This window comes from Pseudomonas coronafaciens pv. oryzae str. 1_6 (genome assembly GCF_000156995.2).
Taxonomy (GTDB): domain Bacteria; phylum Pseudomonadota; class Gammaproteobacteria; order Pseudomonadales; family Pseudomonadaceae; genus Aquipseudomonas; species Aquipseudomonas tremae.
On sequence record NZ_CP046035.1, the window covers coordinates 2,078,030 to 2,092,425 of the forward strand.

At 54.0% G+C, this 14,396-nt stretch carries 6 protein-coding genes; 1 reads left to right on the forward strand and 5 read right to left on the reverse strand.

Going from position 1 to position 14,396, the window contains the following annotated elements; all coding sequences use genetic code 11:
- Window positions 1–50 precede the first annotated feature (50 nt).
- The 5 genes from POR16_RS09300 to POR16_RS09320 all read right to left on the reverse strand — a co-directional run bounded on the left by POR16_RS09300 (window position 51) and on the right by POR16_RS09320 (window position 10,352).
- Entirely contained in the window at window positions 51–2,570 is a 2,520-nt protein-coding gene (locus POR16_RS09300) for a fimbria/pilus outer membrane usher protein (RefSeq protein ID WP_005897072.1), read from the reverse strand.
- A 29-nt stretch (window positions 2,571–2,599) separates the two neighbouring features.
- Window positions 2,600–3,355, reverse strand: coding sequence for a fimbrial biogenesis chaperone (locus POR16_RS09305; protein ID WP_024669594.1), 756 nt, complete (start codon window positions 3,353–3,355; stop codon window positions 2,600–2,602).
- A gap of 74 nt (window positions 3,356–3,429) precedes the next feature.
- The gene (locus POR16_RS09310) at window positions 3,430–3,975 is read right to left on the reverse strand and encodes a fimbrial protein (RefSeq protein WP_005897077.1); all 546 of its coding nucleotides are present in this window, start codon (window positions 3,973–3,975) and stop codon (window positions 3,430–3,432) included.
- A gap of 321 nt (window positions 3,976–4,296) precedes the next feature.
- Entirely contained in the window at window positions 4,297–9,321 is a 5,025-nt protein-coding gene (locus tag POR16_RS09315) for an RHS repeat-associated core domain-containing protein (protein WP_162010087.1), read from the reverse strand.
- A gap of 29 nt (window positions 9,322–9,350) precedes the next feature.
- Window positions 9,351–10,352 carry a hypothetical protein gene (locus tag POR16_RS09320; RefSeq protein WP_005886574.1) on the reverse strand — a complete coding sequence of 334 codons (1,002 nt, stop codon included), beginning with the start codon at window positions 10,350–10,352 and terminating at the stop codon, window positions 9,351–9,353.
- 202 nt (window positions 10,353–10,554) lie between these two features.
- Here POR16_RS09320 and POR16_RS09325 point away from each other — a divergent pair, with 202 nt between their 5' ends.
- Window positions 10,555–14,370, forward strand: a complete 3,816-nt coding sequence (locus POR16_RS09325) for a hypothetical protein (RefSeq protein ID WP_005886576.1) — start codon at window positions 10,555–10,557, stop codon at window positions 14,368–14,370.
- Window positions 14,371–14,396: the final 26 nt, after the last annotated feature.

Genomic DNA, 14,396 nt, shown 5'->3' on the forward strand with positions numbered 1-14,396 from the left:
AGAACCTGTATTGAAACGGTGCGTAAATAGGCTGCTTTCGTGTTGCGGCCCTAGCGACATACCAGTGATTGCAGGCGATAACCCTGCTTCTGCTCCATGCCCTGCGGGTCCAGGGCAATTTTGCAGCGCTGATCTTCTTGCTCGCCCCAGCGGACATTCAGCGTCTGTGGCTCATTGTCGATGGAAAGCAAGAGTTGCCCGCCCTGACTGACGACGCCCTGCAGAATGCCGTCGAGGTCAGTGACTTGTGCGCCAAACGGCAGCGGTAAACCTTCTGCGGATGAGATCGTCAGTGCTAGTCGATTGACCGTTCGGGCGGCGAAGGTGCTTTTGACGATTGCCCCGCGTCGCGGGATGACCTGAGCGGCGCCGTTGTCGATTTCCACATCCGGACCCAGGTCGTCGGTTTGCAGTGCCAGGTAATTGACCCGGTACGGACGCATATAGGGCACCAGTGCGAAGCCGCGTTCATTGGTTTTGACTCCGGGCGCGTTGGTCACACCGACTCCGGAAATACCGGACACCTCGATGAGCGCTGACGTGTCACTCAGATAAGGCCCCAACTCGAAACCGCCCTCATGCAGCAATATCGCACCGCTCGCGTTCATCGAGACGCTGCGGTAGTCGTTGCCTTGAGTCACGCCAGCGCCCACGCTGGCAAAGGGCGCTTGCCAGGATGTCGAAAGGGACGCTGATTGTCTGCTGTCCTGATCATTGCTCAGGGCCGCGCTATATCCGAGGCGGCCGTGGCTGGCACTGCCGCTCAAGCGCGCTGTCTGGCTATGTTTTCCGCCGCTATCCGTGTAGCTCATGCTGGCGGAGCTGGAGTGCCCCAGATCCAGAGGGAACGAAGCGCTGATGCCGATCTGGCGGTCATTTTCGGAGCCTGAGCGCTCATCGCTCAATGACTGCGAGGCGTACAGGCTGTAGCTGACACCCTTGAGTTGCGTGTTGAAATTGAGCTGGAATTGGCGCTGCTGATAAGTAGTGTTCCAGAAGTCTTCCTGAGACAAGGACAGGCTCAGTGAGCCGGCATTCCCCAGATTCTGGAACGCAGCGGCTTCCAGACGGCTGCGTCGACTGCCACGATAGTTTGAATCACGGCTGCGCTCCCGAACCGCCTCGTCAAAGTCACGATAGCCTTCAGTCGAATAGCGATAACCGGCGAAGCGCAGACTGGTTCCGGTTTGAAATGCCTTGCCGTATTTGATGGCGTAACTCATGCCATTGACGCTGCCGTCGGGCTGGGTGTCGATATCGGTGCTGGCGTGGGTCATGTCAATCGCCAAGGCTCCAAGCGCGCCAAGATCACGGGCGATGCCGATATTGCCTGCGCGGTAGAAGTCGCTCGCCAGCATGCCGCCGTACACGGTGATTTTTTGACCCAGGCCCATTGTCAGCGTGCCTTGTAACAGTGGCGGGCCGGCCGTGCCATTGGCGGCGTTGTAGCGCCCGATAGCAGCGCTGTAGCGCCAGACGCCCTTGCGCAGCAGGTTGCTCAGCGTGGAATACGGCTGGGTAAACCGTCGAACCAGGCCGTCAGCTTCGGTCAGGACAATCTCCAGTTCGCCGCTGCCGCCGGTAATCGACAGGTCATTGATCTCATAAGGACCAGGGCTGACATAGGTCGAGTAGACCGGATACCCGTTTTGCAGAATTTCAAGTTTGGCCCGGGTCTGGGCGACGCCGCGGATGATCGGCGCGTAGCCTTGCAGCACATCCGGTAGCATGCCGAGATCGGTTGCAACGACCATGCCCTTGAGCGGCAGGCTCTTGAATACCTCGCCAGGCGTGGAGGTTTCCCCAATTGTCAGGTTGGCGCTAGTGCCTGGCAGATCGCGCTGCAGATAAGTGTAAGCGCGCGTCCATTGGCGCTTGCCATCCGGATCCTGACGCAGAGACTGGCTGCTGCGCAGTCGCCATTCGCCCAGATTGATTCCGCCGTTGAGATACATATCGTCACTGGTCTGGCTGCCGCCATATCGACTGCTGCCTTGCTGCGCTGAGACCTGATAGTTGACGAAAGCAGCGTTGATACCTGAATCCCAGCGCGCAGGGTCGACGTGACCCGCCACGTCCCGGCGCATGGCAATTTGCGGGATCGATAACGACACTGCCATCTTGCTTGTATCGAAGTCGATCAATGCACCGGGTATGCGTGACAGCAGGTCAAAACAGACATTTTGCGTATCAAGCGGCTCCAAAAGGCCGTCCAGACGCACGCCCCATTCGCCCAGCCAATTGGACGACAGGCATGGCATCAGGCGACCATCCTCGGGGTGGGCCAGAAACTCGACCTCGTACTCGTCGACGTATTTAAGATTGACGAACAGGCTGACCAGATGGCGTCCAGGTGCCAGGCTTCGCTCATTGCTCAGGCTGGCCAGCGCCATTTCTGCGGTGGCGCTGTTCTGCATGCTGTCCTGACGCATGAAGCCGGACTGAAACTTGACGGGTTGTGCTGCCTGCGCGGCGGCTGTCTGCAACGCGGGCACGCCACTACTGACAATAAACAGGAAAGTCAGGCGCAAGCGGCTACCCGGACGCGATGGTCCGATGTGGAAAAGCATTGGGGTGTTCCTGGCAGTGTGCGGCGGGGTTATGGCTTGAGCAGGGCCGTGGCGGTTATATCCGGAGTGACGCCGCCGTAATCATTGATGGCGGCAAAGGTCACCTGTATGTCAGGTCCTGGCTTGAGGCCGTCGAGCAGATAGGACTGGCTGGAAAATGGCCCCACCATTGTCGGGCTGTTGAGTCGAAGGCTTGTGAGTGCGGCCTTCACGTCAAAGCGTGTGAAGGACACGTGGAATGGCGTAGGGTTTTCCACTCGTAACTGTGTCTTGCCATCGGTCTGGCTGATAGACCATTGCAGATCTTTCAGGCGTGCAACCGGGTTGTCCTTGAGCTCGGTGGGCCGGTAAAACAGCTTTATCCGGGTCCGCAATGCGATGTTCAGGACGTTGCCCGACCCCTGTGTATCCGCTTGAGGGATCTCCTGAACGTTGAAGTAGAACAGCGACTCCCGATCTCTGGGGAGATTGTTAGGCAAGCCATTGATCTTCAGCTGTTGTTCTTTCTTAGGGTCCAGCCTGAACAGGGGCGGGGAAGTCAGGAAGGGCACTGCGGTGGTGGTGTCGTCTGCCGCAGTGTTGACCCAGGTCTGCACCGCATAGTGATCCTTGCTGGGGTTGGAAATGATCAGCGACACGCTGCGTTTGTCGCTGTCGAAAATCACCCGGGTGCCGCTGACTACAAGGGCTGCATGGCTGGACGGTTGAAAGCCGAGCATTAACAGACTGCTCAGAGCGGCAAATGATAAGGTTCGCGCGTGAACCGTCAGTCTTTCCGAAAACATATGTAATACCTGTGTCATCAAGCGTGCTCCCTGCACCTCAGGCGAGGGCAGGGAGCAGGGAGCAGGGACGTGTGTCAGTTTATGGCGACGGAGAAACCCACGTCTGCTTCTGTTGAACCAGGGGTTACTACTGCATCTGTAGAGCGGAACATGACGGAGAACTTCATGTCGGTAGCAACGGTGGCGCTCAACGGGTAATCAACGGATGGTTTGCCGTTTTCTATCACTGTGCCAGTGTTGTCTTTCAACACCGCAACGACATTGGTTGCGGAACCGTTTTGCGATTTGAATTTGAAGTATTGGCCCGATGAATCTGCCGCCCCGGTAAACGTCACATTGGCGACGTAGTTTGTATAGCTGCAGCCTGAACCTGGAGTGAATCGCAGGGCAAAATCTTTGCCACTAACCTCTTGGTCAGGGGCGGTAAAGCGGCTGGCGGCGACAGTGCCGATGTTGATCTGGCCATTACCCGGCTGACCGGTGATCGGGTCTACTATCTGAATACTGCACGTGGCCGACGTGATATTACCGATGAAGCTTATATTGCCAGTATTGGCGAAAGCAGGAGCAGCAGCGGCCATCAGCAGGGTCAATGGCAGGGCGAGCAAAGTGCGTTTCATTTGTAATTCCTTTGTAAATGAATGTCTCGGGATGGCGCATGTCATCTGCGTTACCGAGTCGATAGACGTATTTACGGGTTTACTTATTGCTTGAGTAAACCGCAGCAGTGCCTGTAAGGATGATGTGAAACATTTGTAGGTTTGGTCCTACAGGCGGCGTGCAGGTTAGGCGGGTTGGCGGGGTGGTGGAATAGGAAGGTTCCTTGTTTTGGTAGGGGTTTTTCCTCTTCTATTGTGGGAATTTTCGTAGGTGATTTTTTAGGTGGTGAATCGTGATACACCTGCTTCATAAATTGATGCAGGTGTATGTGTCGTTGTGCACTAACGTTTGTAAGTGGATTGGCCTGGGAGTGGGTGGGAGGCGGCATAGTTCATTCCGCTCCTAATCTCTACGTGATGTTTAAATTCTTTATTGTTGGGGCTCGTTTGTGCTTGCTGTATCGATTCTGTCGTTTGTGTGGAAGCGGGTGATGTAGCGGGTGTTTTTGGTGGTTGAGGAGCAACGTTAGACACGATTTCCTGTGTTATCGATGCGTGTGGTGTTGTTTGGGTGGCTCTATTCAATGTGTTATTCGCGTCTGTTACAGGAAATAGGCTGTTCACGTGTTCACGCGTCGAGCTGTTTTTGTACAGCGGATTGTGTCTCACTACACCGTCTTTTCCCATTTTCAGGCCTTTGAAATCGTAAGGCATATTTTCAATTTCAAAAACGTTTTTATATGCAATACTTGCTTTTCTAGAAGCGACTTTCATCCCCCACTTACTCATTCCCGCAAAACCTAGTACGCCATTTGCCATACTCAGCACAACACCGTATTTAAACATTTTATCGGCCTTCTCCGGGTCGCTAGTTGCCAGGCTGACAGTGATCATACTTGCGGATGCGATCTCAGTGGCTATCCCTACACCCACGACCGCCATCATGACAGGCGAAAGCGCACCAAATGAGGCTACCGAGAAGGCAATGCCCATCGCTGCAAAACCCCAGGTAAGTGCGATGGCAAGTCCATCGGTCTCGTGCTGGTTGTAATAAAGCTGACCCACGCTATGCCCGGTCGGGTCCTGAAAGGCAATCGGATTGCCTATGCAGTAACCATAAGGGTTGAGCCCGCCCGCCCCGAACGGGCTCATCGAGTCCGGGCTGTGAAAACGCATCAGTTCAGGGTTGTAAGCGCGGTAGCCCTTGCCCAGCAGATACCAGCCGCAGGACGGATCGCGTACTTCGCCATTGAATGCCAGAAGGCTTTGCAACTCACCGTCATTACTGCTGCGTTCGCCATAAGCTTTATAAACAGCCGTGCGCAATTCTGATTGCTGGATTTCGCCGATGACACTGTTGCTCGCATTAGTCATCAATAGCAATGCTGTGCTGGCCGTGTTACCGACCTGTTGCTGGCCAAGGGGTGTATCGCCGTCGCTCAGGTAGTGAGTTCTGGCCTGACCCTGTACCGTGTTGCTCAGTCGACCTCCTTCATAAAAACGCAACGTGGCAGCGTCACTGCCTTGCGTGACTGTTGTAAGGTGATTGTGTCCGTCATAGTCATACCGGTTGACCGAGAGACCGCTGCTATTTCTGACACTCATCAGTCTGTTTTGGCTGTCATAAATCAACTGTTGACCCTGCTCATCATTGAGCATGTTGCCGTCGTCGTCGTAGACAAAGCTGATCTTGGGAATATAGTCACGAATAGTGTGTATGCCTTCCGTGAGTGAGTAGCTGATTTGCATCAACTGACAGGCATCAACGGGCGCGTTGTATTGGTAATCCGCCCTTTCTTTGGAATCGTCGATAAAGTGGGTAATGGAGGCAACGATGTTATCCAGCGTATCGAAACGAAACAGCTGACTGATGATTTTACGCCCCTGCCTGTTGCGCGGCAGCGTCGCCCCCGAACAGCTGAACAGCATCAGCCTTCCACGATTGTCGTAGGTGAACTCTTCCAGTAACAGACTTTTGCCAGCCTCCTGAAGGTGTCGGCTGAGCAGTTGATCGTCAGCTCTCCATACCTGACGAACAGTGCGGGCAGGGCGTCCGCTCATGCTCAGGGTGCGCAGTGTTTCCCGCGAGTGTTCATCGTATTCGACAACGGTGTCCAGATAGGCCCCGGACATCATGTCGGTGGTTCGTGTGCCAGTGGTGCGGCTCAGCGAGTCGTACCTGAATGCTGCTTGCAGTTGCCCTTGTATGACGCTGCTTACTCTCCCGAAGTTGTCATGGCTGTAAACAGTTCTGATGCCGCTGGCATCCGTGCGTTGCAGTTGCCTGCCAAGTAGCGAGTTGGTGTACCGGGTGGCCCAGGTTTGCCCGCTTGCCTTCCAGATATTCTGCTGCAGGTGCCCTGCGGCGTCGTATGTATAGCTGCGTTCCCCCTCTCTATTGACTGACTTCAGCATACGTGCGCTTTTTTCATCATATTCAAAGCTGACGTCGCCATCGGGTGACTGCGTGCGGATCGGCTCTTCGGTCAGGCCCAAATCATAGGTGTAATGAATGGAGGCATTGCTGGGCGTGATGCGCTCGCTGATTCTCAGGTGGCTGCTGTTGTAGCGATAATTTTCGATGCGCCCACCCGTCCGGAGCTGGATGAGGCGGCCGAGTCCGTCGAACGATTGCTCTCCGGCAATGACTGCGGCAAGGCGAGCGTAGGCAGACTGAACAGTTACTCCACTGGCCAGTTCGGCGATGCTGTGCGCGGCATAACTGCGCAAAACCTTGTCATGATTAGGCAGTGTGCTCTCGACCATACGGTCGAAAGTATCGTAGCAATAGCTGCCGATATGGCCCAAGACACTGACTTCCTCAACCATACGACCCAGGCCGTCGTAGCGATAAAGCTGTTTGCCCATGCTCTGCCTGTCCAGATCGAAGCGCTCCACTGCGTCAGGCTTGCCGAGCAGGTTGAGTCTGCTCTCTACCCGACCGTAGTGCTTGTCGGGGTCGTTACGTGCTTGCTGCCAACTGCTTTGAGTCGGCATATAGTGGCCATCTCCGGTTCGCCAGCCAAACGGGTTCATCACGCTGTATGCCTCCACCCCGTCCGGCCCTGTTTCACTGACCTGCTGACCCCAGTCGTCATAGCCAAAGGTGCTGGTCAGGGTCAGCACCTTGTTGTTTTCGTCCAGCCAGTCGTAGCGCGTTTCTTGCTGCAACTGGCCACGCGCGTCGTACCTGGCTGCGTAGGTATCACGCATGCGTTTGTTGCCATCGGCACCATCGGCATTCTGACGCGTTTCGCGAAACACCCGACCCAGCCCGTCCAGGTAGCTGCAGGTAGTCACGCCCTTGACGTCGGTGATCTCCTGATGCGCCGTCTCGCCTTCGGTGGCCACCAGTGTGTAGGCATAACGACGCGTAGCCTCATAATCGCTGCCCGGCGCAACGGTTTCGCTGGTGACCCGCTCCAGGGCGTCGTAGGTGTAGCGAATCTCCACTTTGGCGTCGTCGACGGTCAGCAGCGGCTCGCCATTGATCAGCGAGTGCTCCAGATTGAGGGTCCGGGTGTGGCTGTCCAGTGTGCTGCTCAGGGTCTGGGTGGTCTTGAGCACGGTTTCGGCCCGGCGAGCGTTCCTGCCCAGGCTAGCTTTTCTCAACGCTCTGCATGCTCTGCACTTTTTATGCGCTTTACCTTTTTTGCCGCCTTCTGCGGCGCGACTCAGGGACTTGCTGTAGGCAAAGCTGGTCAGGGTGCTGATGCCGTTGAGTGTGAACGTGTCCAGCAAAGGGCGACCGTGACTCAACACATCCTCCGGCTGCTGAATATAGAGGTGGCCGGTGGCGTGCAGGGTCGTCTCCGAGTCGCCCTGCACGCTGAGCAGCGTCTCGCGGGTGAGCACCAGCCAGGGTTTTGATGCGCCGCTGACCGGCGCCATCGCGTCATAAACAAAGCGGTTACGCAGCACCGGCGCGGGCTCGCCATACTCGGACTGCGCGGGGGTGACGGTGCGGGTCCGGACGTGACGCACGAAGCCTTCCGGGTCTGGCGGGCACTGAAACTCGCCCTGTGTTTCGCCTTCTGCGGGGTACCAGGTGCTGGTTTCGAGCACGCCGCTGGGCTGGAGTTGACGCGTCAGGTTGCCAAAGTTGTCGTAGTCGCTGCTGAGGGTTTCGTAGCGCACCTGACTGGCGTTGCTGCGCAGCGACCATCTGTTGGTGACGTTTTTGGGCTGCTGAAAATAAGGCGGCTGCTGATCGAAATCGGATTGCTCCAGAGCGTGATAGACCGTGCTGGTCTTTTTCACGTTATCGCCCTGGGTCGTGGTCTCTTCGGTCAGCAAATGAAAGCGGTTGAAACTGCGCTCGACAGTGCGTACGGGCTCACCGCTGACGATCAGGCTTTGCGTGGTGCCGTACTGGTAGTTGTCGCTGACCTGGTACAGGTTGTCTTCGCCGTTGTCTTCCCAGATCAGCCCGCTAGCGTTGTTGCCCAGAAAATTGTTGGTCTGGCCCGTACCGTGGGCACTGTAGCCATAATGGGTGCTGATGGTCGACTGACCGTTTCCGGGGTAGGTCAAATGCTCGGTGACCCTGCGCAAGGCCGGACGTGCGTCGGCATGGGGGAATGCATGTCCGGCATCGTGATAGCCCACGGTTTCCCGGGCACCGCTCGGGGTGTAGGCCTCAGTGATGCATAACAGCCCGTTCAGCTGTTGGTAAACGAAACGCCAGCAGGCCCCGTCGGCGGTGGGCAGCACTACCTTCGCCACACGAAAATCAGACCCGGCCAGCTCCATTGTAAAGCGTGCGGGCAGCACACCCGGGTTCAGGATGATTTCAATCTGCCACCTGGTGCGTGTCAAACTGATCAAGGTGCGCTGGCTGTCGCTGACGGACGCCAGGATCTGCTGGCCGTCGAACAGGTCGTAATCAAGGTAGACCGAACGCCCGTCGGGCGAGCTGATTTCGTATGGCAGGGCCAGGCGGTTATTGGCACTGCCGCCGGTGCGTAGCCGTTCGACCAGCCCGGACTTGTGAACGATCCTGAAGGTTTCGTTACCGGTCTGATGAAGGTGAAAGCTGTCGAGTTTCTGCTCCTTCATCAATAGCCTGTCGCTGGTGCTGTCGGAACCGGTGACCTTGAACGACTCGCCACTGCTCAGCGAGAGCATGCGCGTGACGGGGTCGTACTGGGAAAGTTGCAGGTTCCAGCCAAAACCGTACCCGGAGTCGCGGGTATTGAGGGGGCTGAACGCCAGGGTGATGGGCACGAGGGGGCCGGCCAGGTCATTGGCCTTGAGTTCGGGCAGGCTGATGGAGGCGGTATACAGGCCGGTACGCGGATCGACCCCGCTGTTGAGGAAGCTCATGAAGTTGAAGGCGTTGGAGTGCAGTGAGGTGGTGGTGGACATGGGAGAAGATCCTGAAGTGAGTATTGACATCAATGTCTTTTCACGGGGGGCAGTGGCGGAGCATCCACTTGAATCTGTACGCAGGAAGTGCGCTTCTTCATGGACTCTCCAGACTTTTGATGGCGATCCATCAACCTGATCCCGGGGGCAACTACCGAGCCGATCGGTGCCGTAGCGATGTCATCAAGATCGATCAGGCTAACCGTCGATACGTCTTCTTTTATAGTTCGAAGGTAGACCCAGAAGTAATTACCGTCATCGTTGCGGTCGCACGAGTAATCATCGAACAGGAGGATGTTTGAGGCGGAAGGTGCGTGTTCAAGTTCAAGCTTTATCGCCTCGTCATTATTGCAATGAGCATTACCTTTGAATACGTAGTTTTGAGTTTTAAAGTCAAGGGTGCAATGATGTTCACCGTTAGCACCTTCAAGTGTAAGTTTTGCGGGCTCTGCAGTGTTTGAGTCTGATGCCGCACTGGCCAAAGGAGATACCTCAATAATCAGACAGCTTATTCTGTCGGGCTCAGGATGGGTATAAGCGTCAGCCCCCACTAGTCTTACCCCGGGAGTGACTACGCTGCCAACACTCAATGTTTTAAGGTCTTCAATTCGGATAAGTCCATTGTTCATCTGGGGGTCAGTGGTTGTGGGGTTTTTTATAGTCAAAAGCTCCCACCAACCAAAAGCGACATCAGCACCTGGAATACACCTTAACGGTAGAGTCTCTAGTTGGCCAGGCTTAGGTTTTCCATTTAAAAGCCATATTTTTGTAGCAGAAGGAACATTATTGAGTTTGAAGAAACCTCCGCCGCGGAGCTGCTTGCAAGGGTAGTCGTCGGTTGATTTGTTAGGGAAGTGAAAAGTACCTGAGGCCGCTGGAAAGGTGCATTGCGGGGTACCATTTGGCAAGTACAACGTTATAGTCCCGTCTGCTTTTACATTGGGGTTTTCTTGCTTGGCCAAGGCACCCGAACACCCTACTAGAAACGCAAAAATGATAAAAAAGCTCAGGAGTTTTATTGGGGGTTTCATAACGTGCCTCTGGTGTTTAAATAGGTCATGAGGAAGTGTGCAAGCTTTAAGTTAACACTCATATTGAATTATATGACCTAGCACTTGTACTAGGTTGGCAGCGTGGGCTTTCAGACCTATACCTTGATGAATGCTTTGATTATCAAGAATGGTGACGCGTACCGAATGTCGGTGCGCCGTAAATATGGATGGAACCAAGCATATGGACAGCTCTCTACCCGTCGTACAACTAAAAGAATCACACGCGCTTGCGCTGGACACCACAGATAAACCTCTCGGAGGCAGCTATACGCTCGTCGTCGCACCTTCCGCGCGCACGAGCCCAGGCGATAAGGTTAAAGTTGCCTGGCAGGGATTTTCTTCTGACGGCTTTCGCGACGAGCTTTTTTCCGACGAGCATATTGTGACGGCCAGTGATCGGGTACTCAGTTGGGTGCTGGACCCGACGCATGTTTCATTTATTGAAGGTGGCACTGCACAAATGAGTTACCGGGTAGAGTACTCGGATGATCCGGGTGAATTTTTTGACTCCGACATACAGACAATCGATATTAAACCCACTTCTGCCCCACGCCTGACAGCCTTTAGTATCGACAATAACACAGGAGGTCCTGTTGACCCTGTGGACTACCCGCAAGGTATGAATCTGAACGTTGATGTGTACCCTGACATTCAGGTCGGTGACTGCGTGTTGTGTTATATCCAAGGCGGGCCGGGCGAACCGCAAGTCATTGACTATCTGCTGATCGACCAGTCGATTATTGATAAAGGCACGTTCCAGTTCACTGTGGAGCAGCCTTGGCTGGAAAAAAATATAAACGAGAGAGCTGTCTTTGAATATCAATACGCTCGTTACGGAAAAGCTGAATCCTCGTACGCACTGAACATTGAGATTAAAGAGGCGTATCTCTCTATGCCACCCATTATTGAAGGCGCAGAACCAGGGGCGCCAGGCCCCCCTGTTCGGTCGCACAAAAAGGTACCCTCGCAAGGCTACATTAGTGCTATGTCGTTAAGGGCCGGAGCACGTGTAAGGATTCCGCCCAGCGAGGAGTTAATGGACGGCGACACAGTCGAGGTTCAATGGCAAGGGTTCGGCACCAGTGGACAGTACGTTACGAGCGTTTCCGAGCCAGAGGACGAGCGTCTGTTTTTGATTCCAGCCAGTGCGGTGCCAGCCAACATGGGCAAGCACGTTAATGTGCTCTATCGGATCAACCGGCCGGGAAAAACGCTCATCACCTCTGAAGTATTTATTCTGCTTATTACCCCTTTGCCCACCCACAACTACACCACCGTACAGTGCAGCTGTACCGACATCGGTAGATTGCTGTTGAATTGCGTTCCGGAGTCCGGAGCAGTCGTGACGCTGCGAAAGTGGGTATTCATGGCCCCCGGCCAACGCGTTACCATTGAAGCGAACAGTGGGACAAGCGAGTGGCCGTTGAGCGATTTCCCGATCACACAAACGCATATTGACCAAGGCCAGATAACGGCAACCCTGAGCAAGTCTTTTCTGACGCAGCTGGGTGTCGGCGCACGTCTAATACTCAATGTGTCTGTCAGTTTTGATGACGGGAATTCGTTTACCAGGTTTCCCGCTGTGTCATTGGTGCTGGCAATTAAACAACCCGGCGATAACGATGTTGAGTCAGACGTTTGTGTTCAACCACCCGCTGTAGACTACGCCACGACTGGCATGTCTAAAAAACAAATGATCGAATGGATGCAGGTAAAGCCGAGAACGATGGGTTGGGGGGCAATCCTGGCATTTAACCGAAAAGACACCAACACTGTTTTGTTGCAGGAGTATATCAGTCGCTTCAGCACAGGCGACTACCTGGACCCTATTGAAAAGTATATCGCTACGACCGCGACAACCGGCCAGTTTATCACGGGCTACCAGATGGACTGCCCACGACTTTCATTTGAAATGGCCAACATTGATAGTGAAACAGCAGACGCCAAACTGACGATGAACGTCGTCGGTGGTACTCAGGTGACGTTTAACCACATCCCCGGCGGTAAAGAACCGACACGCATAGGTATCATCGACCCGCTTAACGGGCCAGTCCTGACAATGAACCTGGAGCTGGTTGACGTACCAGGAAGCATTGACAGTGCTGGGAAGGTCGTCCTGGACCTGAGTAAAAGCAGCAATTTCAGCCTGAGCTTTTCCGATTTTATGTTCGAGCAAAAAGTCGGAGGGCTTTTTTTCCAAGAGTATTTCGAAAGTCTACCCGACAGTAAACGGGTGGTAACAATAAGTGAAATTACAAAGCATTCGGATGACGTCATAAAGCCCGAGACTTTCAAATTGCGTACCCAAGCCGCACCAGGGAGCAAAGAGCGCAATGCGGGCAATTATGGTGATGGATCAGTGTTGGTATTGGTTGCCATGGAAAACGAAAAATCTGGAGGCAACCCTGGTGCAGACTTTCCCTATCTGATTCCCAATGATACGCAGAACAGCGCAATACTCTTGATCAGTAACAAGCTGTTGTTGGAGGCCACTATTGGTGAGGCCATGGTGATGGTTGGACTCATTGATCCTGGAGCGTGGACAATAGAGCCAGAAAGTGCGGAATCATTTAAGATAATTCATCCGCAAGCCCCTCACTTTCACACATTCATCTCGTTTTTTGACCATGGGCAGTTTAATTGCAAAACAGAAACAACCTACAATACGTCGGGTGCGGGAGCAGACAGAAGCGCGGTAGGGCGCATACAAAACGGCAAGATACATCTCGGGCTTAATATATCATCCCCCAAAGGTGTCAACACAGCCATTGGAGCTGAAGGCTGGCCTGCCAGCAAACACGCCTATAATGATGTAAAGACTGATATCTCCAAGAGCTGTGGTTATGAGGTGGACCGGGCATCGCATATGATAACGCCCACAGGGCTGACATCAATGAGTTCCGCGGTTTCCTTTCCAATTCATAAGCCACCCCCCGTTAATGATGGGGACGCTCAACAAGCATTTAGAAAAGTTGAATCCCAATTTGTGAGTACATTAAAATCAATGTATGAAGACGATTTAGACTGGATACTGAAAAAACTGCCAGACATTAATATATTTGCCCTTCAATCTATTCTGTTCAAGAGCGGTGACTCTATCGCGTTCGATGAGGTAGCTCTCCCAGGCGATATGGCCGTCTTTGGTCATTTGGGACCCACCGTTACGCATTTCTCGATCAGCCCACTTGAAGCGGTGGTGGGTTTAGGCGACACGTTACCATTCACCACCACCCCCTCTACTTCAGGCGTGGCCTGGACGGTTAAGAGAATTGCTGGAGAGACAGGTTTCCCTGGGGGTGTGACTAAAGACGGGGTTTATGAGGCTCCACCCAGCCTTGGTGGAGCGCCCTTCATTCGGGTCAAGGTAACTGCGACGGTAGGCAGCTACAGCAGCTCGGCCCTTGTATCGGTAGTGGTCAGCGATATTACCGTCAATCCGGTTATTCAAACGTGTGGCGCACATCAAAAACGCTCACTGTCGGCAGGCAGCCGAGGCGCCGACACACTGACATGGACGCTGAAGACGCCGTCCAATGGCGGACACCTTTTAAATGAGGTAGGGTTTGAAAATACTTACACTGCACCTACGCCCGCTGCAGACGTACCTTACTTTGTTGAAGAAGTGGTAGTCGAAAATAAGGCCGGGAAAAAGAAGTCGAGTTACCTCGTGGTATTAAATGCCCCATCGGCGCTCAACATCATGAGAGACTTTTCCTACTCATCTGTAGAGCGTACAAAGTTAATTGTGAAAGCAGGTGTTACACTTCTGAAGCCTGAGGAAGTTACGTGGGAGATAATACTTGGCTCAGGCAGTATTGATAATGGCGTCTACACCCCGCCGTCGCCGCTTGAGCATAACTTTGTTTTAATAGTTGTCAGGCACACTGTGTTCACCAGCCTCATTGGTTCTATACTGATCCCTCTGCCGCTATTCGACTACCCGGAGGATACCGCACCCTTGACGCCTGAGTTTATGCCAGCTTACCGCCCCATTTAAAGTAGCTGCTTTATTAATACAAGGAG

What these genes read in the sequence shown, in the direction of transcription:
- POR16_RS09300 (WP_005897072.1), bottom strand. Translation starts at nt 2,570, where the DNA reads ATGCTTTTCCACATCGGACCATCGCGTCCGGGTAGCCGCTTGCGCCTG.
- POR16_RS09305 (WP_024669594.1), bottom strand. Translation starts at nt 3,355, where the DNA reads ATGTTTTCGGAAAGACTGACGGTTCACGCGCGAACCTTATCATTTGCC.
- POR16_RS09310 (WP_005897077.1), bottom strand. Translation starts at nt 3,975, where the DNA reads ATGAAACGCACTTTGCTCGCCCTGCCATTGACCCTGCTGATGGCCGCT.
- POR16_RS09315 (WP_162010087.1), bottom strand. Translation starts at nt 9,321, where the DNA reads ATGTCCACCACCACCTCACTGCACTCCAACGCCTTCAACTTCATGAGC.
- POR16_RS09320 (WP_005886574.1), bottom strand. Translation starts at nt 10,352, where the DNA reads ATGAAACCCCCAATAAAACTCCTGAGCTTTTTTATCATTTTTGCGTTT.
- POR16_RS09325 (WP_005886576.1), top strand. Translation starts at nt 10,555, where the DNA reads ATGGACAGCTCTCTACCCGTCGTACAACTAAAAGAATCACACGCGCTT.